The sequence below is a fragment of the Myxococcus dinghuensis genome (assembly GCF_024198235.1).
GTDB classification, from domain to species: domain Bacteria; phylum Myxococcota; class Myxococcia; order Myxococcales; family Myxococcaceae; genus Myxococcus; species Myxococcus dinghuensis.
The window spans coordinates 346,442-371,427 of the sequence record NZ_JAKCFB010000005.1 but is presented as its reverse complement, the minus strand read 5'-3'; the positions used below and the strand labels follow the sequence as shown (position 1 = coordinate 371,427).

22 protein-coding genes are annotated in these 24,986 nt (G+C 72.7%); 11 read left to right on the top strand and 11 right to left on the bottom strand.

Translation table 11 applies throughout. The features are described 5' to 3' along the window. Positions 1–102: 102 nt before the first annotated feature. From LZ198_RS10550 to LZ198_RS10525, 6 genes are all read right to left on the bottom strand, one after another. A complete protein-coding gene (locus LZ198_RS10550; protein ID WP_253971781.1) occupies positions 103–3,384 on the bottom strand; it encodes a carboxypeptidase regulatory-like domain-containing protein in 3,282 nt (1,093 codons plus the stop codon). Between the two features lie 78 nt (positions 3,385–3,462). Next, the gene (locus LZ198_RS10545; RefSeq protein ID WP_253971780.1) at positions 3,463–3,693 is read right to left on the bottom strand and encodes a hypothetical protein; all 231 of its coding nucleotides are present in this window, start codon (positions 3,691–3,693) and stop codon (positions 3,463–3,465) included. A 129-nt stretch (positions 3,694–3,822) separates the two neighbouring features. Continuing rightward, positions 3,823–4,683, bottom strand: coding sequence for an SAM-dependent methyltransferase (locus LZ198_RS10540; protein ID WP_253971779.1), 861 nt, complete (start codon positions 4,681–4,683; stop codon positions 3,823–3,825). Further along, positions 4,680–5,417: a hypothetical protein gene (locus LZ198_RS10535; protein WP_253971778.1), complete on the bottom strand. Its 738-nt coding sequence runs from the start codon at positions 5,415–5,417 to the stop codon at positions 4,680–4,682. Before LZ198_RS10535 ends, LZ198_RS10540 begins: the two co-directional genes overlap by 4 nt. After that, positions 5,414–6,778 (bottom strand): sensor histidine kinase, encoded by a 1,365-nt coding sequence (locus tag LZ198_RS10530; RefSeq protein ID WP_253971777.1) that lies wholly within the window; start codon positions 6,776–6,778, stop codon positions 5,414–5,416. Before LZ198_RS10530 ends, LZ198_RS10535 begins: the two co-directional genes overlap by 4 nt. After that, complete coding sequence (locus LZ198_RS10525) at positions 6,775–7,122, bottom strand: hypothetical protein (protein ID WP_253971776.1); 348 nt, start codon at positions 7,120–7,122, stop codon at positions 6,775–6,777. Before LZ198_RS10525 ends, LZ198_RS10530 begins: the two co-directional genes overlap by 4 nt. 348 nt (positions 7,123–7,470) lie before the next feature. On the opposite strand from LZ198_RS10525, the gene LZ198_RS10520 reads away from it, so the two are divergent. From LZ198_RS10520 to LZ198_RS10510, 3 genes are all read left to right on the top strand, one after another. Beyond that, a complete protein-coding gene (locus LZ198_RS10520) occupies positions 7,471–8,370 on the top strand; it encodes a halocarboxylic acid dehydrogenase DehI family protein (protein ID WP_253971775.1) in 900 nt (299 codons plus the stop codon). Beyond that, the gene (locus tag LZ198_RS10515) at positions 8,367–9,293 is read left to right on the top strand and encodes an alpha/beta fold hydrolase (RefSeq protein ID WP_253971774.1); all 927 of its coding nucleotides are present in this window, start codon (positions 8,367–8,369) and stop codon (positions 9,291–9,293) included. Before LZ198_RS10520 ends, LZ198_RS10515 begins: the two co-directional genes overlap by 4 nt. A gap of 318 nt (positions 9,294–9,611) precedes the next feature. Next, complete coding sequence (locus LZ198_RS10510; RefSeq protein WP_253971773.1) at positions 9,612–10,268, top strand: hypothetical protein; 657 nt, start codon at positions 9,612–9,614, stop codon at positions 10,266–10,268. Between the two features lie 54 nt (positions 10,269–10,322). On the opposite strand, the gene LZ198_RS10505 is transcribed toward LZ198_RS10510, so the two are convergent. Beyond that, on the bottom strand, positions 10,323–11,048 hold the full coding sequence (locus LZ198_RS10505) for a site-specific DNA-methyltransferase (protein ID WP_253971772.1): 726 nt from the start codon (positions 11,046–11,048) through the stop codon (positions 10,323–10,325). 206 nt (positions 11,049–11,254) lie between these two features. Between LZ198_RS10505 and LZ198_RS10500 the strand changes: the two genes are divergently transcribed. Together LZ198_RS10500 and LZ198_RS10495 are read left to right on the top strand one after the other, a co-directional pair. Next, entirely contained in the window at positions 11,255–12,040 is a 786-nt protein-coding gene (locus LZ198_RS10500) for an alpha/beta fold hydrolase (protein WP_253971771.1), read from the top strand. 25 nt (positions 12,041–12,065) lie between these two features. Then, positions 12,066–12,500: a hypothetical protein gene (locus LZ198_RS10495; RefSeq protein WP_253971770.1), complete on the top strand. Its 435-nt coding sequence runs from the start codon at positions 12,066–12,068 to the stop codon at positions 12,498–12,500. A 6-nt stretch (positions 12,501–12,506) separates the two neighbouring features. Here LZ198_RS10495 and LZ198_RS10490 read toward each other — a convergent pair whose 3' ends face one another. Beyond that, positions 12,507–13,226 (bottom strand): molybdopterin-dependent oxidoreductase, encoded by a 720-nt coding sequence (locus LZ198_RS10490; RefSeq protein ID WP_253971769.1) that lies wholly within the window; start codon positions 13,224–13,226, stop codon positions 12,507–12,509. Further along, positions 13,219–13,890 carry a cytochrome b/b6 domain-containing protein gene (locus LZ198_RS10485; RefSeq protein ID WP_253971768.1) on the bottom strand — a complete coding sequence of 224 codons (672 nt, stop codon included), beginning with the start codon at positions 13,888–13,890 and terminating at the stop codon, positions 13,219–13,221. Before LZ198_RS10485 ends, LZ198_RS10490 begins: the two co-directional genes overlap by 8 nt. Before the next feature lie 191 nt (positions 13,891–14,081). Between LZ198_RS10485 and LZ198_RS10480 the strand changes: the two genes are divergently transcribed. The 3 genes from LZ198_RS10480 (at position 14,082) to LZ198_RS10470 (ending at position 19,071) form a co-directional block, all read left to right on the top strand. Beyond that, complete coding sequence (locus tag LZ198_RS10480) at positions 14,082–14,303, top strand: hypothetical protein (protein WP_253971767.1); 222 nt, start codon at positions 14,082–14,084, stop codon at positions 14,301–14,303. Then, on the top strand, positions 14,296–16,248 hold the full coding sequence (locus LZ198_RS10475) for an SAVED domain-containing protein (protein WP_253971766.1): 1,953 nt from the start codon (positions 14,296–14,298) through the stop codon (positions 16,246–16,248). Before LZ198_RS10480 ends, LZ198_RS10475 begins: the two co-directional genes overlap by 8 nt. Positions 16,249–16,455: 207 nt before the next feature. Beyond that, the gene (locus LZ198_RS10470; RefSeq protein ID WP_253971765.1) at positions 16,456–19,071 is read left to right on the top strand and encodes a right-handed parallel beta-helix repeat-containing protein; all 2,616 of its coding nucleotides are present in this window, start codon (positions 16,456–16,458) and stop codon (positions 19,069–19,071) included. A 7-nt stretch (positions 19,072–19,078) separates the two neighbouring features. On the opposite strand, the gene LZ198_RS10465 is transcribed toward LZ198_RS10470, so the two are convergent. Together LZ198_RS10465 and LZ198_RS10460 are read right to left on the bottom strand one after the other, a co-directional pair. Next, on the bottom strand, positions 19,079–19,975 hold the full coding sequence (locus LZ198_RS10465; RefSeq protein WP_253971764.1) for an SRPBCC family protein: 897 nt from the start codon (positions 19,973–19,975) through the stop codon (positions 19,079–19,081). Continuing rightward, a complete protein-coding gene (locus LZ198_RS10460) occupies positions 19,972–20,334 on the bottom strand; it encodes an ArsR/SmtB family transcription factor (RefSeq protein WP_253971763.1) in 363 nt (120 codons plus the stop codon). Before LZ198_RS10460 ends, LZ198_RS10465 begins: the two co-directional genes overlap by 4 nt. A gap of 115 nt (positions 20,335–20,449) precedes the next feature. Here LZ198_RS10460 and LZ198_RS10455 point away from each other — a divergent pair, with 115 nt between their 5' ends. The 3 genes from LZ198_RS10455 to LZ198_RS10445 are packed head-to-tail and all read left to right on the top strand — an operon-like array spanning position 20,450 to position 24,986. Beyond that, positions 20,450–21,943 carry a hypothetical protein gene (locus tag LZ198_RS10455; RefSeq protein ID WP_253971762.1) on the top strand — a complete coding sequence of 498 codons (1,494 nt, stop codon included), beginning with the start codon at positions 20,450–20,452 and terminating at the stop codon, positions 21,941–21,943. A 45-nt stretch (positions 21,944–21,988) separates the two neighbouring features. After that, positions 21,989–23,494 carry a hypothetical protein gene (locus tag LZ198_RS10450; protein ID WP_253971761.1) on the top strand — a complete coding sequence of 502 codons (1,506 nt, stop codon included), beginning with the start codon at positions 21,989–21,991 and terminating at the stop codon, positions 23,492–23,494. Between the two features lie 4 nt (positions 23,495–23,498). Then, complete coding sequence (locus LZ198_RS10445) at positions 23,499–24,986, top strand: TIGR02996 domain-containing protein (RefSeq protein ID WP_253971760.1); 1,488 nt, start codon at positions 23,499–23,501, stop codon at positions 24,984–24,986.

Here is a 24,986-nt window from a genome sequence, read left to right as displayed (position 1 = left end):
ACGGTACCTGATGCGGGGAGCGTCCCCGACTTTCCAGCCGGGGCCGGGCGCGCGGGGCGGGGCGCTGTACGCTGCGTGACAGCGACCCCCGCCCACGGGGCGTCAGCGCGACGCGACGTCGAAGGTCCTCCACGTGGGCGCGATGGCGCGGAGCACCGTGCCCGTGGCCGGGACGTCCAGCTCCTCGCGCAGGAACCTGTCGTCGAAGAAGACCACCTTCCAGCCGAAGACGGTGTAGTGGCCCGGGGGCACGTTCTCGAAGACGACCTCCTCCGCCAGGGGCGAGGACTCCGCGTTGAGCGACAGGTCCACCGTGCGTCGCAGCGCCTCGGCGTCGCGGGGCGCGGCGACGTCTCCGGGGACGAGCACGACGACGGTGCCCGCCGCGGGTGAGCGCAGCTTCACCGTGACGCCGCTCTCCGCTTCCAGGAACGCGACGGGGAGGACGTCCGAGGTCGTGAGCCGGAGGGTCTGGTCGAGGAAGGTGAGGGCCTCCCGGTCGTCGGCTCGGGACTTGGGGATGAACCCGACCCGGTAGGTGCCCGCCGCCAGCCCGCGCACCTCGCCGCGTCCCTCCTCGATGTCCGTGTAGCGGAGCTGGCCCCTCTTCGCGTCGAGCGGTGTGACGCGGACCGTGCCCGTGACGGGGCGCTTCGCGCGGTCCAACGCGGTGACCTGGAGCGTCGCTCCCCGCTCGAGCAACACCCGCGTCTGCGTCGCGCCCGGCTCGACCGTCACCCGCGCCGGGAGGTAGCGGTCCGGTTGCTCCACCAGCAGCGGGAAGGTGCCCTCGTCCACGTCGGTGAGCGTGAACGCGCCCCGCGCATCCGTCATCGTGGCGGACAGCACCAGGGGGCGCTCGTCCGGGAAGTCGATGCCCGGCGCGAGCGCGGAGACGACGGCCAACGCCACCGGCGCGCCCGTCCGTCCATCCAGGACCTGGCCGGTGAGGGCGCGACCCGCGCCCAGGCGAATCACGCCCAGGTCGACGTCCGCGCCGGTCGGGTCCGCCTCCACCATGCGCGCGACGGGCGGGAGTCCGTCGTCCTCGAACACCAGCGGCATGGAGGTCCCCACCGCGGTGATGGGGAAGACGAAGGCGCCGTCCTCGGACCGCTGCGTCTGTCGGTTGATGTCGAACTCGCGCGAGGGCGCTCCATCCGGCCGCACCACCCGCCCCCGCGCGTGGGAGCGGCGCTCCATCACCAGGAGGGGAGCCGGGTCCCCCGTGGGCTGGAGGCGGGCCCGCTCCTGGACGACCTGGATGCCCTGGGAGCGGGCCGGCTGGAACCAGTAGCCCTCCTTGACGACGTCGAGCTGGTGCTCGGCGCGTGTCAGCCCTCGCAGGGTGAAGCGCCCCTCCGCGTCCGTGCGCACGCCGGGCGCCGGGCCCCGGGCATGGTGGGGCCTCACGATGCGCACCCCCCAGGGTTCGTTCGGAGCGCGGACGCGGGTGGCCTGGACCGCGGCGTCCGTCACGGGGCGACCCGCCTGGTCCAGGACGGTCCCCGACACCCTCAGCTCCGGCGCCATCCGCAGCTCGACGTCCACCGAGGCGCTCCGGTCGACCGTCACCTCGTGGGTCGCCTCACGCTCCACGCCGTCCGAGGACCGCGACGCCACCGCCATGTACCGACCCGGCGGGAGGCCCTGACGCGTGGCGCGCCCGCGCGGGTCGCTGACGCCCAGGTGCTGCACCTCGTCCTCCTTCTTCGACAACGGCCACAGCTCCACCCGGAAGCCGCTGAGCGGGAGGCCTCCGTCGTCGACCACGGAGGCCACCACGGTCGCTCCCATGTCGAGCCGGACCACGAGCCGCTCCGTGGGCGCGACGACCTCCTGGGACACGTGGATGAAACGGTCGTCGTCGACGACGAGGGTGTAGCGACCGGGCCGCGCCGCATCCAGCACGAAGGACCCGTCCGCCTTCGAGTAGGCGTCCTCCGGCGCCTCATGGCCAGCCATGTCCTCGAAGTCGTCCATGTCCATGCGCAGGTGGATGCCCTCCAGGGGCTGGCCCCGCGTGTCCACGACGCGCCCGACGACGGAGACGGCCCGCTGGAGCGTGAAGTCCTGGGGGCCCATGCCTCGCGCCAGCTTGCGCTCCTGCGTGAGCAACTGGTCGAGGAAGCCGGGCGCCTCGACCGAGAAGCCCCAGAGGCTGCCTTCCTCCACGGGGCCCATCCGGTAGTGCCCATCCGCCGTGGTGCGCGCCTCCAACTGGAGCGAGTCCCGCGCCTCGTCGCGCGCCTGCACCCGCGCGCCGGCGATGGGGACGCGCCGCGCGTCGAACACCGTGCCCTCGACGAACAGCCCGCCGCCCAGCTCCACCACCACGTCGTCGGCGGGTGCGTCACCCAACGCCACGTGGGTGAGCGCGTAGGCGCCGTCGCGCTCGGCGCTCAGGCGGTACGGCCCCGGCTCCAGCTCGAACGCGAAGCGGCCCCGGGCGTCGGACGTGCGTCGGAGCGCGGGGAACTCCGTGCCCACGGGCGCGTCCTCGTCCCGCCTCGCGACGACCTCCACGCCGGCCACCGGCGCGCCCTGGGAGAGGACCTGCCCGGAGAGCCGGTGGGGACGGCGCAGCGCCACCTCCAGCTCGGGGCCGCCGCGAGACACGGAGACGAGCCTCGGGAGCCAGCCCTCGCTGGAGACGAAGGCGTAGTAGCGCTCCGGGGGCAGGGGGCCCAGTTGGAAGCGGCCCTGGGCGTCCGTGCGCGTGTCGAAGAAGCGGGTGTGCTCCGTCGTCACGTACGTCACGCGCGCGTCGGCCAGTGGGCTGCCCTCGCCCCGGACCACGCCTCTGGCGACGGGGACCTCCTCCAGCACCACCTCCACGCCCCGGCTGCCGGCGGGGATGCCCGGGCGCGCGCCCGCGACGTGTTGCCCCAGGGCCCACAGCATCTGGGGCCCTTCGGGCAGGCCCTCCAGCAGGAACGTCCCATCCTCCGTGGACGTCGCCTCCGCGTGCACCACCGCCTCGCCCTGGCGCGCGGCGAGCATCTCCAGGACGGTGTCCTGGGTCCGGGGCAGGCAGGTGAGCAACGTGAAGCCCGGCTTCGGCGCGCTCGCCGGGCGCTCCCAGGGTGGCAGGAGGTCGGGCGGGCACGGCAGCTCCGACAGCGTCTCGTCCGCATCGGGCCACGAGGCGGAGACACGGACGCCCGCGACGGGGCGTCCCCGCACGTCCACCACGGTGCCCTGGATGGAGAGGCCTCCACCGGGCGCGGTCTCGCGCACGGGAGGCGTGGTCCGCGTCGCGCGCTCGCCGGGCGCGGGCGCAGGCGCGGCGGGCGCGGGCGGCGAGGCCGTGTCCCGGAGGAACCAGACCCCCAGGAGCGCGAGCGCTCCGACGAAGACGCACACCCCGATGGCCTTGCGCATGATGGGCTCCGGCTGTCCCGAACGGAGCGGACAGGATACCAGCCGGAGCCCACCGTGCGAGGCACGGGGCCACGTGGCTCAGTGCGCGGTGCCCGCGTCGCCGCCCTGCATCGTGTCGCTGCCCTGCATCGAGCCGCTACCGCCCGTGCCTTCCTGCGAGCCCGAGGAGCCGCTGCTGGAGCCCGAACCGCCCGTGGCGCCCTGGTTGTTGTGCTGACCCATGGACTCCCGGCTCCGGTCCTTGCAACCGGCCACCATCAGCGCCGCCGCCACCAGCCCCATCCCCATCCATCGCGTGAAGGTCCTCATCGCGCACTCCTCCCTTTCAAGGTTGCGCCAAGGCTGGTGCCGCCGCGCCGGGGTGACACCCCCCACCTCCGGGCTCCCTCCCTCGTCCGCCCCGGGCTCCGGTGGGGGCGGGGTGTCCGCCAGCCGTCGTCACGCCTCGCGGCGCAGCACGAGCAGGCCGTACTCCAGGCCTCCATCCATGAGGGCCTGCTGGAGGCGCAGGTGCTCGCGGCTCGACTCGCCCCGCACCAGGCACCGCTGACCGGGGGCGACGTGGCGCTCGTGGGCCATCAGCTCCAGCGTGAGGGACCAGAAGCCCACCGCGCGCGAGGACAGGTCGTCGCGCGACTCCAGCTCCAGGCCCGCCGCCTGCGCGGTGGACAGGTATTCGTGCAGCGTGCCGATGCGCGTGCGCCAGTAGCGGTCGAAGGGCCCGGCCAGCTCCGGCCGCCCCAGGAAGCAGTCCGCCACGAGCGCCACGCCTCCGGGCCGCAGCAGCGCGCGCACCCGGCGGAACCACTCCGCGCGGGGCAGGTAGCTGCTGCTCTCCAGCGCCACCACCGCGTCGAAGCACGCGCGGCCGGGCACCGCGAGCGCGTCGCAGTGCAGGGCCTTCACCCGCGCGCCCACGCCCTCGATTTCGGCGAAGGTGCGCACCAGCTCCACGTGCGACGCGACGTTCGTCACCGCCGTCACGTGGGCCCCGTGCTCGGAGGCCCAGTACAGGCTGCCGCCCCCCAGGCCGCAGCCCACGTCGAGCACGTCCCCGCCGTCCGGGAAGCGCCCCGCCGCGCGCGCCACCTCCGCCAGCAGCGCCTCCTGCGAGGCGTGGATGCGCCGCCGAAGGACGGGCTCCGTCGCCCCCGGCGGGGGGATGCCGTCCACCAGGCCGACGTGGAAGTGCACGCGCGGCCCCGGCCCGTAGCGGTGGAGGATGCGCTCCGTCTTCTCCTCGTAATAGACGACGACGTCGTCCTGGCGGACGTCGCGCCGCGACAGCTCCCCCCTCATGGAGACACCTCCGGCAATATCGGTTCGATGCGGCGCAGGGCCGCGTCCAGGCAGCGCAGGTCCCACGCGCGCAGCGCCTCGGTGGCCGCGCGCGCCCAGGCCACCACCGCGTCCCGGTCCTCGGGCGGCAGCGAGGTGAAGCGCCGGTCGTGGGTGCGGATGTCCTCGGCGACGTGGGCCGCCGCCCCCAGCGCCTGGCCCACCGCCACCGCGCGCCCCTCCAGCCGCGTGTCCGCCCACAGCATGCGCAGGTACGCCGCCCACTGGAGCCCCGCGATGCCCTCCGCGACGCGGCGGTACACCGGCGCCGTCCACTCGCGCACGCGCACCTCCTGGGCCTGCGGACCGGCCGCCACCGCGAGGAGGCGCGCCCCTTCCGCCAGCGCGCCCGGGGGCACGCGGGCGCGCGGCTCGGTGAGCGAGGCGAAGGCCAGGTTCTGGAGGAGGAACTGCACGCACGGACCGTCGCGCAGCGGGAAGACGTAGTAGGTGCAGTCGCCGTCGATGAGGTCGTCGGCGAGGTTGCCCGCGCAGAAGCTGAAGAACAGGCCCACGCCGCGCGCCACCAGCACGTCGCGCTCCAGGCCCGCCTCCGCGCCGGCCTCGTAGAACAGCGGCAGCGGCCCGGGCTGCGCCTCCTCCAGCGCGGTGAGCACGTCGCGCTCGGAGACGTCCGGCAGCTCCAGCCGCCGCAGCGCCCGCAGGGCCTCCTGGTACATGGCTCCGCCGCTCATGGGTACTCCCGGGGCAGGACGAGGCGCAGCAGCGCGCCGCCGTCCGTCGTGTTCTCGCGCTGGAGCGCGCCGCCGCTGGCGCGCAGCAGGCACTCGCTCGTGTAGAGCCCCAGGCCCATGCCGTCCGACTTGGACGAGGCCAGCGCCTGGACGGCGCCGTCGAGCAGCGCGGGCGGGAAGCCCGGGCCGTCATCGGTGATGACCACCTCCAGCCGGCCGCTGAGCGGCTCGGCGCGGGCCACCACCGCCACGCGCGTGGCGCCGCGCGCGCCGTCGCCCTCGCAGGCGTTGAGCACCAGGTTCTCCATCACCCGCCGCAGCGTGGTGACGCCGCCGCGCATGCGCGCGCGCAGGGGCGGTCCTCCGGGCTCCACCTGCACGGTGATGTCCACGTCCGGGTAGCGCAGCCCCACGCTGGCGCGCACGGACTCCAGGAGCGGCGCCACCTCCACCGGCTCCGGCTCCGTGCCCACGTGGCGCCGGCCCTTGGCGTGGATCTCCGTCACCCGGTCGCGGATGCGACGCAGGCTCTCCTGGAGCGTCTTGAGCTGCACCTCCAGGTCCTGCCCGCCGGGCACCACGCGGCGCGCGCCCATGCCCATGACGGCGAGCATGTCCGCCGCGCTGCCCGCCGACATCAGCGCGCTGTCCAGCTCGTTCTGGTAGCCCAGGATTTCACCGAGCGCCCGCGACAGCCGGCCCACGTCCTGCTCCTGCTGGTCCAGCAGCTGCGCCTGGACCGCGGCGCGCAGCCGCGCGGCCTCCGCCCGGGCGCGGTCGTGCTGCACGGCGAAGGTGCCCAGGTACAGCTCCGCGGTGAGGGCCGCCGGGCCGATGACGCCGAAGAGGACCAGGTGGTCCTCGCTCTCGCGCAGGGGCAGCGCCGCCAGCAGCGCCACCGCCGTGCCCACCGCGAGGAAGGGCGTGCGCGGCGTCACCCGGTGCAGCCGCCCGTGGAACGCCGTCGTGAACAGGAGCAGGGAGGCGATGACGGTGGCGCCCTCCAGTTGCGACAACGCCATCAGCGCCGCGAGGAAGAAGTGCAGGGACGTCACGCCCGCCACCATCCACACCCAGCCCCATGGCTCCAGGTGGCGGCGGCCCCGGTGGACCAGCGAGAAGGCGAGGCCGCTCGTCAGCATGGGGGCCGCGCACGCCAGGCCCAGGCCGAAGGGCACGCCGAACACGACGCGCGCGCCCGGCGCCCACGCGGCGGCGGCGAGCAGGCACACCACCAGCAGCGTGAGCACGCGCCAGGGGCCCACGCCCGCGGCGGCGAGCACCTCGGCGGTGTCCTGGGCCCGCGTCCAGCGCCGGAAGGACGCCGTCAGGGCCGCGCGTCCTCCCCCCGGATGGCTCATACGGTGGTGGTCAGCGTGAAGGACGCGAGCGACTGGAGCTGGTTGACCTCGCGCGTGGCCTCGTCGACGCGCCCGCGCAGCTCCTCGACGATGGCGGGCACGCCAGGGCGCGTGACGTGGACCGCCACCTCGCCGCCGGCCAGCAGGTGGTGCAACGCCTCCAGCACGGGGGCCAGCGCGGGGTGGAGGCCCACCTCGCCGTCCGCGCCCTCCACGGCGCCCAGCTCCTGGAGCCGGCGCAGGTAGCCGTCCACGGCGCTGGCCAGGGGGACCTCGACGAGGTGGGGAGGTCGGCTGTCCTGCTCCTGCTCGGCGCGGCGGTCGTCGATGACGGGCCCGTTCATGAGGGGCGCTCCACTTCTGGGAAAGGGGTGAGGGGCGGGGGCGGAAGGCGCGGGGCGGGGGCGCGTCCGGTGGACTGCCTGGGCGCGAGCGTCCGCCTCGAACGACACGCTGTGTCTCGACGTCCCATGCTGGCTGCCCCCGGTCACCAGGCACGCGCACCTTCGCGCGCGGCAGAGCAAAGCGAGGCGTCGAGGAGCCCGTCAAACGACGCCCGGCCGGAGTGTTCTCCAGTCCGCGTGGTGCCTTCCCTGGAGGGACAGGGGGCACGTCGGGCGTCCGGGCATCCGGGCGCGCGTGGGGACGATGCCGGGGTGCGTCGCGCGGTCCACCCTAACCGGGGGTGCTGCATGGCCAGGGTCAGGCAGGTGAGCGAGCGCGAGGCGACGGGCGCGGTCGAGCGCGTCTACCACGAGCTGCGGCGGACGATGCGCGTGACGGGGGTGGACGTGTCCCTGCGGACGTGGGCCGCCTTCCCGCGCTTCTTCGTGGCGATGTGGGAGGCGCTGGGGCCGAGCGTGGAGACGCGGGCCTTCGAGGAGTCCGCGCAGGGGCTGTGGGCCCGGACGCTGGAGGCGACGGTGGGCTGGGAGGTGCTGGGCGCGTGGAACGCGGCGGACCTGGGGCCCAGTCAGCGCTTCCACGCGCGCGGCATCCTGGAGCTGTACGAGGCGATGCAGCCGCGGGTGGCGTTGATGGTGGCGGCGGTGCGGCTGGCGCTGCGCGGCGAGCCGGTGGGGCGGGGCGGGCGGTCGGGGACGGTGGAGCGGGTGGAGCGCGGCGCGCTGCCGCGCATGGCGGCGATGGAGTGGGCCCCGGAGCGTCCGCCGGACGCGCGGCTGCGGGCGCTGTACTCGGACATCGTGAAGCGGGTGGGGCATCCGGGCGTGCCCGGGGAGTACCGCGCGCTGGCGTGCTGGCCGGAGTACCTGGAGGCGGTGTGGAGCCGGCTGGGGCCGGTGATGCGCGACGAGGCGTACGCGCGGGCCACGGAGGGCCTGCGCGCGGTGATGCGCCAGAAGGCGCGGGACCTGCCCTTCGAGGTGGCGCTGAGCCGGCAGCGGGTGACGTCGCTGGGCGAGGACGCGGACGCGGTGCTGCGGTTGACGGACGCGCTGGAGGAGCGGCTGCCGGGGTTGCTCGTGAACCTGGCGCTGATGGTGCAGGACGTGCCGGACATCCTGCGGCAACCCATCCCGGGGGCGGCCCGGCTGGTGCCGGACTGGGTGGCGGCGAAGGAGCTGAGATGAACTGGCGAGCGTGGCAGCGCATGCAGGACGTGGTGGAGCTGGGGGACCGGTTCTTGAGCTACGTGGACCTGGGGGACGGGCCGCCCGTGGTGTTGCTGCACGGCATCCCCACGTGGGGCTACGTGTGGAGCGGGCTGGCGGCGGGGCTGGCCACCACGAACCGGGTGCTGGTGCCGGACCTGTTGGGGTACGGGTTCTCGGACAAGCGGGACGTCTTCGACCGCTCCGTGGGGCGGCAGGCGGAGGCGCTGGACGCGTGGATGGACCGGCTGGGCCTCGTCGACGCGCTGGTGGTGGGGCACGACGTGGGCGGCGGCGTGGCGCAGCACCTGGCGGTGCGCTTCCCACGGCGGGTGGGGCGCCTGTGCCTGGTGGACAGCATCTGCTACGACGCGTGGCCGCTGAGCCTGATGTCGTTGCTGGGGACGCCGTCCGCGACGCGGCGGCTGTCGCCGGAGCGGGTGGGGCGGCTGTTGCGGCTGGCGCTGCGCTGGAAGGGCTTCGAGACGGCGCCGCCGGATGGCGTGGTGGAGGGGTTGCTGGCGCCGTACGCGACGGAGGTGGGGTTGGTGTCGCTGGTGCGCGACGCGGTGGCGCTCGACACCAACCAGACGCGGGAGCTGGCGCCGAGGCTCGGCCACGTCAGCGTGCCGACGCTGCTGTTGTGGGGCGAGGAGGACGCGCTGCTGCCGGCGCGGTACGGAGAGCGGCTGGCGTGGGACATCCCGGGCGCGCGGCTGGTGCAGGTGCCGGACGCGCGGCACTTCGTGATGTGGGACGCGCCGCACGCGGTGGCGACGGAGCTGTTCCGGTTCATGGAGCTGGAGGTGCCGGTGGGCCGCGTGTTCGAGGCGGGGACGGCGCGGCCTCGGCGGGTGGAGGCGGAGCTGCTGTTCGACAGCGACGCGCCCGCGCCCGCGTGAGGCGTCGTGGGCGGGCCGCCCGCCTCGGTGGATGGTTCGCCGCTGGCCCTGATGGGCGGACACGCCGCCTGGAGAACCAGGTCTGCGGCAGGACCTTCCGAGGGAAGAGACAGTACATGGGCATTCGAGACCGTTGCCGAGGACATGCCGCACTCGATCCTCAGGCCCGCTCGGGTCTCAGCTGGCTCTTCATTGCGGAGGGGCTGAGCGTCTGTGCGTGACGGACTGTGGGCGTGTAGTCCGTGGACGCGTTCGTACCGCCTCCTGGCCCATCAATCCTGCTCGCGCCCGGGCGGCCGACGCGCTAGAGGGCGCGGCATGCGTGACCGAATCCAGGCGGTGCTTCGTCAGTTGTCCCAGGTGCCGGAGCTCGAGGCCCGCTGGCTGCACACCCTGTCCTTCATGGAGTTCATCGGGGCGCGGAAGATTTCGCGCACCGTGGCGGACCGCCACCCGACGCTCGCGGTGCTGGAGCACCTGGCGGACGAGACGCGCCATGCCTTCGCCTTCAAGCGCCTGTCCGCCGAGCTCTCCGGCGCCGAGCCCTCCGGCTTCCTCTGCCCCGAGGCCGCCGGCCGCTACTTCCAGGCGCTCGACCACGAACTGGCCGCCTGGGCCACCGCGCACACCGGCGGCCCGGACGTCTTCCTCCACTACCTGCTCACCACCACCGCCATCGAGCGCCGCGCCATGGTGCTCTACCCGCTCTACAAGGCGGCCTCGCGCAGCCCCTCCGTCCGCGAGGAGCTGGGCCGCGTCGTCACCGAGGAGCAGGGCCACCGCCGCTCCATCGAGGACGCCTGCGTGGCGCGCCTCTCCGCCGTGGGCGCCTCGCTCGACGACGCCCTCGCGCTGGAGGAGCGCCTCTTCGGCGCCTTCATCCAGGAGCTCGAGGCCGTCGTGACGCAGGAGCTGACCACGCTCGCGCTCGTCGCCCCGGAAGCTCCCCCCGCGCGCGTCACCCCCACCGCGTAGTCACACGCCACCGGGGCGCGGCCCGCGCGTCGTGCCCCGTGGCGAATCCTCGTGTCACTCCGGCGTCGGCGCGCCGGTGTCCGTGGGCAGGAGCACCAGCTTCCCCTCGCGCCACTCCGCGCGGAGGTTGCGCGCCTTGCGCGCCCGCTTGCGGCTCAGCTCCACGCCCACCGCGTCCAGCCCCAGCGCGTTCGCCACCGCCAGCACCGTGCCGTGGCCGCAGAACGGATCCACCACCGTGCGCGTCGCCGTCTGCTCCAGGATGAAGCGGCACGCGACGAGGCACGCCTCCACGCCCATGCCGCGCGTCCACGTCACCTCGCCCGCCTCCGGCAGCACGTCCGCCGTGGACCTGGCCATGTCCGCGCGCAGGCCCTTGGAGAAGCACAGCATGTGCGAGTACGCGGGCCGGCCGAACGTCACCGTGCCCGGCGCCCGGCGACACACCACCTTGTGCCACAGCAGCCCCAGCCCCTGCTCCTCCGCGGCGCGCGACACCAGGTAGCCCTTGTCCACCCAGTGCCCCTCCTCCTTCACGTCCGTCTGGTAGAAGAGCGCCACGCCGTCGTCCGGCACGCGCGACATCACCAGCGCCGCGGCGCGGATGAACCACGCCTTCCACTCCGCCAGCGAGAGGGTGGGGAACTCCGACGCGTCCGGCAGCGACGCCACCGCCGAGCACCCCGTCAGCACCGGCTGCGCCGCCAGCCACGTCAGCGCGTCCTCGCAGTGCACCGCGCGAAGCGCCTCGCGCCCCGTCCCGTCCCGTTCATCCACCATGAGGCCGCGGACTCTGCCAGAGCCCGGCGCCGCGTGGGCCCGCCCTACCTCCTACGTCCCCGCCCACCCCGCTCCCCAGCGAACCCGGCCCGGACTCCCAGCGAACGCCTACATCCGCACCTGGCACCGGCCCAGGCGTCATGGCTTGCTTTCGCTTCCATAGATTTATTCAATGCCGTTTTATCGCATTCCTCTGAGGAGACCGCATGCCCACGATTTCCGCTGCTGACGGGACTTCGATCCACTACCGGGTCATTGGGGACGGGCCGCGCACCGTGGTGCTGGTGCATGGCTGGATGGTGTCGGGGGCGGTGTGGACGTCGCTCCTCGAGAGCCTGGACCTGACGGGCCTGCGGCTGGTGGTGCCGGACGCGCGTGGCACGGGGCAGTCGGGTCGCGCGAAGGAGGGCTTCTCCATCCAGGGCCTGGCCCAGGATGTGCTGGCCGTGGTGGACGCGGTGGGCGCGAAGCGCTTCACGGTGGTGGGCCACAGCATGGGCGGGCAGGTGGCGCAGTGGATCGCCTCGGAGGTGCCGGACCGGGTGGAGGGGTTGGCGCTGTTCAACACGGTGCCGGCCTCGGGGCTGCCGCTGCCTTCGGACGCGGCGGGGCTGTTCCGCACGTCCGCGGGTGATCGCCAGAAGCAGTCGACCATCCTCGGGCTGGCCTGCAAGAAGCTGTCGGCGGAGGCCCTGGAGGTCGCGCTGGCGGACGCGGCGACGGTGTCCGAGGACTCCATCCAGAAGGTCTTCGACGCGTGGACCGCGGGCGGCTTCGAGAGCCGGCTGGCGTCCATCACCGCGCCGACGCTGGTGGTGTCCACGGACGACCCCTTCCTGCCGCCGTCGTTCCTGCGGCAGGCCGTGGCGGGGCACATCCGCGGCGCGCGCATGGCCCACATCCCGGGCCCGGGTCACTATCCCCAGGTGGAGTCCCCCCACGAGACGGCGGCGGTGCTGTCCGCGTTCCTGGCGGGTGCGAACCCCGCCTGACGCCGTTGTCGGAGGAGGTCTCACGATGGCCTGGAACATGACCTTCGAGTACGACGCGCCCAACGACGTCGTCACCGCGCACTTCACCGACTGCCTGTTGGTGAACGAGGAGGACGTGCTGCGCTGGAGGCGGGAGGTGGAAGGGCACCTCTCGAAGTACCCGGGCAAGGTGGACCTGCTCATCAACCTGGACGGGCTGGTGGTGAAGTTCACCGCCGGGCGCGTCTTCGGCAAGGAGCGGCGCGAGGTGCTGGAGCGCTACACGCACCGCTCCTACCGCTTCGGCGGGGACGAGATGACGCGGATGTTCGTGCTCACCAGCGGCGCCATCAACGGCGCGGCGGTGAACCACTACGCCTCGCGCGACGAGGCCCTGGCCGCGCTCAAGGCCGAGCGCGAGGCGCTGCGCCAGCGCGGCTTCTCGCCCTTCAGCGGCGGCTTCGTGGGCAGCAAGGCCTGAGGGGCGCTAGACGCCCGCGAACCACTCGTAGCCCTGGTCCTCCCAGTAGCCGCCCGTGGGCTCGGGGAGGAAGTTCACCTCGGTGAGGTACTTCACCATCTTGTAGCCGAGCTTCACCGCCGAGTAGAGGCGCAGCGGCGCGCCGTGCTCGGGGGGCAGCGGGTAGCCGTTCATGCCGTACGCGAGCAGCGTCTGGGCGTGCAGGGCACTGGGGCGGTCCCACGAGGACCAGTAGCCCGCGTCGAAGGAGCGGAACTCCACGAAGCGCGCGTCGGGTGACGCGCCCACGGCCTGGGCCAGGTCGCGCACGCGCACGCCGTGCCAGGTGGCCACCGCGCTCCAGCCCTCCACGCAGTGGTGGCGGAGGCGGTAGCCGTTGCGCGGCATGCGCTGGAGGTCCTCCAGCGTGAGCAGGACGGGGCGGGTGACGAGCCCGCCGACGCGCAGCCGCCAGTTCCTGGGGGCCAGTGGCACCGCCTCCGAGATGAAGTACTTCGGGAAGGCGCCGGGCGGGGTCTCCTCCTCGGCGGGGGGCTCGGGGGCGAGCCGGTCCTCGTCGAAGAGGGCGGCCTCCAGCCGCGCGTTGACGCGCTCCATGGCGCCGAGGAAGCCCGCGCGCGGGTGGGCGCTGTCACAGGCGGGGAGCGAGAGCGCGGCGGCGCCGACGAGCAGCTCGCGGCGGGTGAGGCGTGGTGTGCGCCGCTTGGGGATGAGCAGCCTAGACATCGGGTCTCCTGCCGCCCGTGACCATCTCCCCGAGCGAGCGTGGGTGGAGGAGCACCAGCGTGACGTGGCCGAGGGTGAAGAGGGCGAAGCCGGCGAGCACGCCCAGGTGGAGGGCGCGCGCGGTGTCGTAGCCGCCGAGCGCGGCGGTGAGGGCGCCGAGCTGGACGGGCTTGTAGAGGACGAGGCCGGAGAGCACCGCGAGGATGCCGAGCAGCAGCGCGCCCGTGTACGCGAGGCGTTGCAGTCCGTTGTAGAGGCCCTGGGCGGGGGCGTGCTTCCGGATGCGGAGGTAGAAGGCGAGCGTCTCCACGGCGTTGCGTGTGTCGCGGTGCGGGAGGAAGAGGCGCCTGCGCCACTCGCCGCTGAGGACGAGGTAGAGCAGGTAGATGGCGCCGTTGAGGGCGAGGAAGCCGCCGAAGGCGAAGTGCCAGTGGCGCGCGCCGGCGAGCCAGTCTCCGAGCCGCGCCCACCCTGGAGGGGATTCGCCTTGGAAGGGGTACCAGCCGACGGGCTGCCCCCGCGGGCCGAGCATGGGATAGGCGGCGAAGATCTGCAGGCCGCTCATCGCCATGATGACGAGCAGGGGCACGTTGACCCAGTGGGCCACGCGGATGGGCCAGGGCTGCGGGCGGCGTGGAGCGGGTGGGGACACGAGGCGGCGCAACAGAGCACTCGGAGCCAGGCCGCGTGCCGCCGAGTCACGGTGGGCGCCCGCTGGTGGACGCTGTGGGTAGACCCGCGTCGTGCCGACGACGCCGGGAACCGGCTGGAGGGTGTGATGCGGGGCGCGGGGCGTGCCGGAGGTAACAATCGCGATGGCTTCTCGTCTCCCTGTTCAACGAGGGAGCGAGAGCCATGTCGACCGTGGGGCGGTGTTTCGAGCGGTTCGTGCAGAAGCTGGAGTTGCAGCCGGGCCAGGCGGCAGTGGCCCGGCGGCAGGAGCGGGGGGGCTTCGATGCGCTCGCGGCCCAGGCCGCGTTGACCCAGGAGTCCCGGGGTGAGCACCGGCGGGCGAGCGAGTGCTGGCGCGAGCTGTTCGGCCCCGAGTTCCCTCTCGCGGTGGCCTCCCATGGCTGAGCCGCGAATCCTGACCATCGAGCTGGGGCGCGTGGAGAACCTGGACCGCCCGACGGAGTTCGATGAGAAGCCTCAGCTGTACTTCGCGCGCGGGCCCTACGGAAAGCTGGGCGTGGCGCGCTTCCCGTGGGACGAAGTGGAGTCGCTCCGCGACGCCTTCCGGCAGTGCGAGCCACCCGAAGTGGCGCGCAGGCAGATGGGCGCGCTGCTGCTGCGCTTCCTCCAGGACGTGCTCAAGGGAACCACCGGGTGGAGTGGCTACGAGTCCGCGTTGCTCGACGCGCAAGGGACCACGCCGACACCCTGCCTGTTGCGCTTCCGCTTCAGCGCGAGCGAGCTGTTCAGCCTGCCCTGGGCCGTGTTGGAGCTCGACCGATACCGGAGCCTCGGCTCCATCCAGCCGTACCCCGTCTCCTTCGAGTGGGCCAGCAACCACCCCGCTCCCGCGGAGGCCGCTCGCTCGGGTCGCACGCTGTTCGCCTGGGCTGAACCGATGGGGCTGGACCCCGTCGGCGTGGACGCGCACCTTCGGGCGCTGCGTGACACCTGCCCCGGGTTCGACCCGAAGGAGGACGTCCTCGAGGACATGGACCAGGACGCGCTGAGGGACACCCTCCGGCGCGCGCGTGACGAGGGTCGGCCCTTCCAGGTCCTCCACATCCTCTGCCACGGGAGCGAGAAGGACGGGGCGTTCGGGCTGGTGTGGAACGCTCCCTACCCGTGGCGAGTCCCCGAGGTGGTCATGGGCGAGCGGATCCGCGCCATCCTGGCGCCCTTCAAGGAGGACCTCCAGGTCGTCATCCTCAGCGCCTGTCACGGCGGGGACCCGGGGCGTCCCGGGCGCATGTTCGGAGGCGTGGCCCATGACATCCACCAACTGGGCTTCCCAGGTGTCATCGCGTCGTTGATGCCGCTGTCCGTGGACGGCTCGGTCCTGATGAGTCGTGCGTTCCACGAGGCCTTCAGCATGCGGAAGACCTCCATCCGCGAGGCCTACCAGGCCGCCCACGCGGCGTTGCCGCTCAACACGTCGGACTGGGCCTCCCTCCAGCTCTTCATGCCCGCGCCCTCGGAGGAGAAGCCCTTGCGGGGCGAACGCATCCTGTTCGAGCCGGAGCACCCTCCCCGGATGCCGGATGAGGTCGCGGTGGCCTACGAGGTGAACTTCAACGTGGCCGAAGGGAGCATCCACGAGGCGCTGGTGAAGCAGGACGCGGCGACCATCCCCACCCTCGTGCTCCAGCCGTTCGGCAGGGTCGACGACGGCCTGCCCGCGACACCGGTCGAATGGCGGCGCGCGTTCAAGCAGGCGGAGCAGCTCGTGAATGCGATGGGCCCCGAGGTCAGTCGCATGCACCTCTTCGGTCGCGCCCCGTTGCCGCTCATGTTCCACCTGGGCTGGCTGACCCAGCGATTGAAGCTGCGTGCCTACCAGGAGCAGCGCGGTCGCAACGGCATCTGGGATTGTGGCTACGATGCCGCGTTGCCCATCCCGAAGGAGGGGCGGTTCTTCACGGAGCACGTGCTCCCCGACAAGGACGCCTGTCGGGCCGCCGGGAACCGCCTGGCGCTCCTCGTCGAGGTCAACCAGGTGGTGTCCCCCGAGGCCGTGACGCAGTGGCTGGGCGCCGAGTCACCGATGCCGCTGATGCGACTGCGCGTGGCACGTGGCATCTCCTCCTCCGCATTGGAGAGCGAGCAGGACGGCCTCCGCGCGCTGGAGGAGTTCCGTAAGTGCCTGGATGACCTCCACGAGAACGTGTCCGACGTCTCCGAGGTCTGGCTGGCGATGGCGTGCCCCGCGAGCCTCGCCGCCGTCCTGGGACGGGCCTACAACCGGAAGACGCAGCCGGCGCTCCGCCTCTTCAACTTCAGGAAGGGCGAGGGCTACCGGGAGGTCCACCTCATCGGACACATGGTGAGACATCCTCCACGCGACCGTTGAGCCGATGTCGCATCGCGGCGACGACGGGAGGAGATGCCCTCGGCTGGTGTGTGGGTGTCATCCTCCCGACGGGGGCCTGCCTCGGGGGACGTGAGGTGTGTTCGCGGTTGGCGGGCGAGCATGCGGGAAGGCGTGGCCAGTTGTTTCGGGGTCTGGACGCTTGCCGGTATCGTCGACATCCGATTCATCGCCAGGAGGACATCCCCCATGTCTCGAGCGGACGCGTTACGTCTGGCCCTGCTCACCGGAGTGCTGGCGTTGGCTCCGGCGTGTCATCTCGATGACGCGACGCCGATGGGGGCGGAGCCCTCGGGTTCGCTGCGGGTGGTGGCGGTGCTGCCCCGCTCGCTGGCGCTGGAGCCCACGGCCACCGTGAAGGGGGCCTTCACGCCCGCCAAGGCAGCGGCGATTCCCGTGACGTTCGAGGGAACGCCCGAGCCGGGCGCCTCCTGGCATCGACTGGTGCGTGGACTCCCCTCGGGCAAGGGCGGAGCGCTGACCGTGGAGGCGGTCGACGGCAGCGGGGTCGTGCTGGCGAAGGTGCTCGTCCCGGAGGTGGTGTTGATCGACCACCGCCCCGCGCTCATCGTGGCGGTCCCCCACGCGGACGCGGCGACCGCGAGCCCCGCGTCGCCCGCAATCGACGCGGTCGTGTCGACCCGCGCCGCCGTGCCTCCGGAGGAATCGATGCAACTGCGCGTGCTGGCGCGGGCGTCGGAAGAGGCGGGGACGCTGACCTACGCGTGGAGCGCCTCCGACGGAACCTTCTCCGCTGCCACCACCGCGAACCCGGAGTGGAAGGCGCCACCCCGCCGAGGGAAGGTGACGCTCACGGTCCGCGTCTCGGACGCGAGCGGCGCCTCGGCCACGCTCGACTTCGCGGTGAACGTGGAGGTGGGCGGCGGCTGGGGCGTGGAGGCGCCGGTCACGCTCAACCGCGCGCCGCTCGTACCGGAGGTCGGGACGGGACCGGCCGAGCAGGCCCGTCCGGGAGAGCCCCTGGCCATCCAGGCCGTGGGCCGGGACGAGGACGCCGACGCGCTCACCTACGCCTGGTCCGCCACCTGCGCGGGCACCTTCGGCGACGCGAGCGCCGCGCAGACCTCCTTCACCCCCACCGCGATTCCCCCCGGGACGTGCGACAACTGCCGCCTGTCCGTCATCGTGAGCGACGCGTTCGGCGGGCGCAGCGAGCGCTCGGTGGGCGTCTGCGTGCGCGCCGCCCTGCCGCCCGAAATCACCGCCACCTCGCAGTCCGCCCCGGGCGCCGTGGCGGCGGAGCTGGTGAAGCTCTCCGCCTCCGCGAAGGACCCGTTCGGCGAGCCCCTCACCTTCGCCTGGACGACCAACACGGGGTTGCTCGGGAAGGCCACCCGCGATGGAGACACCAGCCTCGTGGACTGGGTCGCCCTGTCGTGCATCCCGGCGGACACCGAGCCGGTCGTCACCGTGACGGTGCGCAACGCCTCCGGCCTGAGCGCGACGCACACCTTCCCGGTGGAGTGGGGGGACTGGCTGTGTGGTGAGCACCCGCCGTGCGCGATGACGCTGGAGCCGGAGCGGGTGACGCTGACGGCGGACTGCACGACGGAGCAGACGGTGCGCATCCCGGACGGGTTCACGTTCGACGGCGCGGGCTTCACGCTCACGGCGGTGGACCCCCGGGGCCGTCGCTTCACCGGCGCGGTGCTCGGCAACGAGGGGCTCACGGCGCACGTGACTCGCGTGAGGGTGACGGCGCGCGGTCTGTCGGAGCTGGCCTGTGACGTGGGCGCGGCGCGGCTGCGCGGCATCCTCTTCGAGGGCGCGACGGGCTCCATCCACGACAGCGAGGTCCTCGACATCCACCAGAAGGAGGGCCAGGGCGGCTGCCAGGAGGGCACGGCCATCGAGGTGCGCGCCGGAGCGGACGCGACCCTGACGCCCAGCGTGGACATCCTGCGCAACCGGGTGGCGGGCTTCCAGAAGGCGGGCATCGTCGCCACCGGGCGGGTGCTGGTGGACGTGTCGGACAACGTCGTCGACGGCGGAGGCCCCGTCACCACCATCGCGCGCAACGGCATCCAGTTGAGCTACGGCGCCTCGGGGCAGGTGGTGCGCAACACGGTGCGCGGCAACGCCTACGCGGGGACGGGCTGGACGTCCGCGGGCCTGCTGGTCGCCGGAGGCCCGTACTACAACGGCGCGCTGTGCGAGGACGTCCTCATCCAGCAGAACGTGCTGGAGGACAACGACGTGGGCATCGACCTCTCCCAGGCGGACGCGAACGGGAACCCGCTGCCCGCGTCCACCCGCCTGGAGGTCGTGGGGAACACGCTGTCCCACGCGGGGCCGGTGACGAGCAGCCAGTCCTACCTGGCGGCCATCTCGGACCTGGGCGGGGCCAACCGCATCAGCCAGAACCGCGTGAGCGGCCCCGGGTACTCGCGCGACACCAGGCCCGGGGTGACGTTCGACGTGGCCGTGGCCGCCGGGGCCGCCGCTCGTCTGTCCATCCTCACGCCTCGCCACGAAGCGGTGGCGGGGGGCTGCTCGGAGGCGGTCGCGGTGCAGAGCCAGGACGGGGTGGGCAACCTGTCCGCCCTGGCGTCACCCGCGCTGCAGGTCTCCGCCACGGGGCCGGCCGCGACGGGGCTCGTGCTGTATCGAGACGCCGCGTGTGGTGACGCGGTCCCCACGGGAGGGACGGGCTGGTCGCTCACGCTGGAGGGGCCGCAGCACGAGGCCGTGTTCTACTTCCGCGCCACCCAGCCCGGTGCGTTGACGCTCACCGTGACGGGGGACGGCGGCATGGCCACGTCCCAGGAGCACGGCGTCCACTGACGTGGTGTCAGTGGGCGTCCTTCCTCGCCGCCAGGTGCGCCTCGAGCCGGTCGAAGTTCTGCTGGTTCGCCTCCTCGACGAAGCCGCGCACCGGGTCGAACTCCTGCTCCGACTCGAACCGCATGCGCCAGGTGACGCGCGTGCGCTCGCCTTCGGCCGCGAAGTCCATGCGCATCTCGAACGCGTGCGAGGCCTGGTGGTGGCGCAGGACGACGCGCTCGCCGGGCACCACCTCCACGAACTCCTTGTCCATGGCGTAGCGGGTGCCGTCGGCCGCGTGCATGTCGAAGCGCCACGCGCCGCCCGGTCGCGGGTCGAACGTGTGGAACGTGTTGGTGGCGCCCCGCGGTCCCCACCACCGCGCCAGTTGCCGCGGGTCGCTGAAGGCCCGGTACACGCTGTCCCGGGGCGCGTCGAAGACCCGCTCGGAGAGCACCTCGCGGGGCTTCTCCAGCACCGGCGTCAGCCGGTCGAAGTGCGCCGCCGTCCCGCCCTCGCGTGAGCGCGTGCCGTCCTGTCCATCCACGAACGCCGCCTGCTCCGTGAAGCGCATGAGCGTCCCCGTGCGCGTGGCGCGCAGCTCCACCGTGGCCAGCGACACCGACAGGTGCGTGCCCCCCACGTGCATGTCATAGACATACACGAGCCGCTCGTCCGGGCGGATGTCGTGATAGCGCGCGGTGAAGACGGTGGAGGGCCCTCCGGTCAATTGCCCGTGGAGCAGCTCGCGGCCTCCCACGCGGAAGTCCAGCTCGCGGGCCACCAGCGTCCACCGCTCCGGCGGACCGATGAACCACTGCGCCTTCACCTCCGGGTCCGCCCAGGCGGCGAAGACCCGCGACGGTGGCACGCGATACTCGCGCTCGAGGGTGAATGAACCGTGGACGACGGGGAGTGTCTTCATGGTTTGTCCTTCCTTCGGCGAGAGGGACCCGGTGGGGGCTCCGCCTCCTCGAGCAATTGACCCAACCGGTCGAAGCGCCGCTCCCACAGGCCCCGGCGGTCCGCGAGCCAGGATTCGGCGACGCGCAGCCCGTCGGGTTGCAACTGGCACGAGCGCACCCGCCCCACCTTCTCCGTCTGGACGATGCCGCTCTCCTCCAACACCTGGAGGTGCTGCACCACCGCCGCCAGCGTGATGTCGAGCGGCCTCGCCAGCTCGCTGACCGACAGCGCGCCCCGGCTCAACCGCTCGACGATGGCCCGCCGGGTGGCGTCGCCCAGCGCGTGGAAGACGCGGTCCACCGAGTCACTGTTTAGCATGGACTTAAGTATCGACGGGGTGGGGTGATTGTCAAGTCGCGGCTTGAGTATTGGCGGACCCTTGGTGGCGGAGCGCCTTCGTCCGAGGGGCGGCAATCCCCTACGCTGGAGGGCCGTGAACGAAATCCTGAACGGGCTCCTGGGGCGCGCCGCGGATTCCTTCGCTCGGCATGAAGAGGACGCGGCGCTGGAGCAGTTGTTGGAGGCCTGGCGCGAGTCCCGGGCGGAGCCCGTCATCGCGCTCGTCCAGCAGCTGTCGGACCGGCTGGGGGAGGGGCTCACGCCGCTGGACGTCGGCTCGTCGTGGGAGACGCAGTTGGAGCGGCGCCACCCCATGGACCTGCCGAGGATGCTGGTGTCGTTGCTGGGGTTCGCGTCGTCGTCGAACTGGCGGGAGACGAGTCGACGACTGGAGCGGCTGCGGCAGTGGCCCGCGGACCCGCGCTTCGTCCCGGTGTTGCAGGCGCTCTCCCGGATGCAGGTGGTGGAGGACTTCCGTGTCCTGGCGGCGTTCTGTGACGTGTACATGCACGTGGGGCCGCCGTTCGACGTGCAGTTGTTGCGGGCGCTGAAGGCCCGGTTGCCTCCGGTGTTGTCGTTCGTGACGCGGCAGCTCGACCGGGTCATCCGGCTGGGGGCGGCGTGGACGCCGCCGGTGCTCGATGCGCTGGCGCTGGAGCGGTGCGAGGCGTTGCGAGAGGCCATCGAGGCGCGGGCGATGGGGGAGCGCCAGGACGCGGGCACCCGCGAGGCGCTGCTCGCCCGGGTCTACGACGCGCCCGAGGACGACAGCGCGAGGATGGTGTTGGCGGACCAGTTGCTCGGCCTGGGGGATCCGCTGGGCGAGTTCATCATGCTCCAGTTCGCGCCGGAGCCGGACACGCCCCGCATCGCGCAGTTGCTCTCGATGAACCGGGTGAAGTGGGAGGCGCCGCTGGGGCGGGTCATCGAGCGCGGTCGCACGCGCTTCGAGCGGGGGTTCCCGGTGGCGGTGCGGATGACGGCGGACGACCTGGGGCCGCGCCTGCCGGAGCCGGGGCTCGCGTGGGGCACGGTGGTGGAGGTGGACTGGAATCCGGTCATCGGCGCGTGGGACGACATCGTCGAGCGTTGGAGTGTGTGGCTGGCGCACCCGAACCTGCGCCGGGTGACGCGGCTGCGCCACGTGCCCGCCGTGCTGGCGAACCGGCTGGGCGCGTCGACGCTCCCCGTGCGGAGCCTGGAGATGGGCGGCGACCTGCTGCGCACGGCCCCCGGGGTGTTCGACGCGCTCTCCGCGCTGCGGCACCTGACACGCGTGGAGCTGCCGGACGCGGTGCCCAGCGACGTGGCGCTGTGCGCGAGCTCGCCCCTGGCGGCCAGGCTGGAGCACTTCGAGGCGACCCGGGACGGCGCGTGGACGGTGGAGGTGACGCGGGCGGCGGAGGTCCCCGTGAGAGGCACGCTGCTGAGCGAGCGCCACGTCGACGCGTTCGCCACCGTCCTCCGCGCCGCCGCGAGGTTCAACGCCTACGGGCTCCACGTCCGCTGTCCCCGGCGGCTGGATACGCTGGCCATCGGGCGGCTGCGCGAGGCCACGTCCGAATACGCTCGCGTCGATTGGGAATGAGGGGGCACGGGTGTGGGCGTTTCCACGTCGCGGTAGAGTGGCGACGTGAATGACATCGTGTACGGTCACCTGGAGCGCGCCGCGGAGTCCTTTGCCCGGGAGGACGAAGATCGGACGCTCGCCGCCCTGATGTCGGCCTGGCAGGTGTGCCGCTCACCGGCCCTGGTCAGGATTTGTGAAGAGTTCGAAAGGCGCCTGGTCGCGAAGCGCCTCGCCGTGGACGAAGCCGCCGGTCCGCCGCTGTACGCGGCGTGGGCGGACACGCCCAGGTACCTGGCGTGGCTCCTCGTGCCACGGGAGGGGCGGTCGTGGCATTCGTTGATGCCTTACCTCGACGCGGTCCCTGGGACGTCCCCGAACCCCCAGTTGGCGCCAGCGCTGGTGCTCCTCTCCCGGCGGCCTGAGTTCCAGGAGCCGCGGAACCTGACGAAGCTGTGTCTGGCGCTCAAGCACGTGGGGCCTCCCTTCGACGTCGCGCCGCTCGAGGCGCTGCACGCCAGCCTGGCGCCGGACAACGACTCCGCCGCTCGGCTCGCCTTCATCATCCGCATGGGGCGTGAGTGGGTGCCTCCAGCCCTGGATGCGCGTGCCCAGGCGGCGCTCCAGGGCTTGAGGGAAGCGCTCGGCGCGAGGGTGGAGCTCGAGCAGCGCCGCGCGAGCGTCCGGGAGAAGTGGCTCCCGCAGGTCTACGCCCAACCCGACGACGATGCCGCGCGGCTGGTGATGGCCGACGAGCTGGTGGCCCTCGGCGATCCATGGGGCGAGTTCATCGTGCTGCAATGCTCGCCCGCCCCCGATGAGGCCCGGGTCAACGCGCTGCTCGATGCGCATCGGTCGACCTGGGAAGCACCCCTGGGGGCCATCATCCAGCGGGGCAAGACGCGTTTCGAGCGGGGATTCCCAGCGGCTGTCTGGATCGGCTGGGAGGCTCCACCCGAAGCTCCCTCCACCGTGCCCGCTCCCGAGTGGAGCATGGTGCGCGAGGTCGACTGGGGGCGCGGTATCGACGCGGAGTGGCTCATGCATCCACACCTGCGCGGTATCGAGCGGGTGCGCCAGATGTCGCTCTTCTCGGCCGGGCGGATGGGTCCGCATCCTTCCGTGAGCAGGGTGGAGGTGGCCGTGGATCGACTCGACAGGGTCCATCTGGAATTGGACGGAGCCGAACGGCTCGCGAAGCGTATCTCCGGGTGGGAGGTGGCGCTCGCGCGACTGGCCCTGCTGCCGAGCCTGTCGTGGCTGGAGGTTCGCGAAGCCGGGCCGTTCGACATCCGCATGTGCGCCAACGCTCCACTGGGGCGGACGTTGGAGCGTTTCGATGCCTACTGCCAGGGCGCATGGCGACTCACGGTGCGGCCGTCGGCGGAAGTGCCCATCGAGGCGACGCTCCTGAGCGAGGAGACGGTCCGCTTGTTCGGGGAGGTCCTTCGCGAGGCGGAGGGCTTCGGGACGACACGGCTTCGTGTGCGCTGTGAGCGCAAGCTCAAGCCCTGGGATATCGAGAACCTGAAGCAGGCCACGGCGGCGTACACACACGTCATCTGGGAGTAGCCGTGTGAGGTCACCGAAGAACACGTCGTTGGCCTCGTTCCTGTCCCGGGCCGTGGCGCGCTTCGCGCAGTACAAGGAACCGCAGGCCCTGGGCGAGTTGCTGCAAGCCTGGCGGCGCCTCCGCGCTCCTTCGTTGCTCGAGCCCATCTCGCGCCTCGGCGCGCGACTCGACGCCGAAGAGACGCGCAGGGAGGGGTCCGGCTTCCCGGGCCAGCGGCGGGACTGGGCCTCGACGCCCACCGGGCTCGCTCGCACGCTCATGGCCTTGGAGGACTCCTCGCCTCACGTGGAGGAGTGGGTCGCCTGCGTGTTCCGCTTCGATGCGGACCCTCGGTTCATCCCCGCGTTGCTCTCCGTGGCCCGGCTCGCCACGGCGCGGACACCCGCGACCCTGTCGAAGCTCTGCGAGGCGCTCGCGTACGTGGGACCGGGAGCGCAGACGGAGGACCTGCGAGCGTTGCAGGCGCGGCTGGGACGCGAAGACGATTCCACCCGCCAGTTGGGGGCGCTCATCGAGAAGTGGGAGCAGTGGACGCCCGCCGTTCCGAGCGACGAGGCCCTGGCGCTGCGCGAGGTGTTGCTCCGCGCGGTGGAGGAGCGGGAGCGGTCGGACGCCCAGGGGGCCTCCGCGCGCGAGCTGTTGCTACCCAGCGTCTACGCCGCGCTGGAGGACGATGCCGCGCGGCTGGTGCTCGCGGACCGTCTCCTCGAGGAGGGTGACCCGCGGGGCGAGCTCATCATGCTGCAGTGCGCGCCGACACCGGACGAAGCGCGGGTGCGTGAGCTGCTCGGGCGGCATCGGGAACTCTGGGAGGTCCCGCTGGGGCCGCTCATCGAACCGCGTCGCAGTCGCTTCGAGCGGGGCTTCCCCGTGGCGGTCATGCTGCGCCGCTACGTGTGCGCGGTCTCCGAGTTCCCCGAGCCGATGGAGGCCTGGCTCACCGTGCGGGAGATTTCGTGGAGCGGGGGACACGACGCCACGCGCTTCGTCGAGTGGCTCACGCATCCCCACCTGCGAGGCGTGACCTGGCTGCGACAGCTCGACACGGACGTCGCGCGGGCCGTCGCGAAGCGGCAGCTCCCCGTGAAGGGCCTGGAGCTGCTCACCGAGGGGTCGAGGCCCCCGCCCTTGTCGTCCGGGGAGTGGGAGGCCCTGGCGCGGCTGCCCGCGTTGACACAGGTGGTGCTCCCCGAGGCGGGGCCGGAGCAGGTGGCTGCTTGCGCCCGCTCCGGGATGGCGGACCGTGTCGAGCGCATCGAGGCCTTCCAGGAGGAGCGCTGGCGCCTGGTCGTCACACCCGCCGAGGAGGTGCCCGTGGAGCTCATCCTCCTCGGCGCGCCGCGTCTGTCCGAGGTGGCGAGGGTCGTCCAGGTCGCGGCGGGCTTCGGCGCGCGAGGGATTCGCATCCGGAGCAGCCTGCCTCCGGACTCCCGGTCGCTGACCTATCTGCGCGCCGCCGCGTCCGTCCATGCGCGGGTCGAGTGGGGGTAG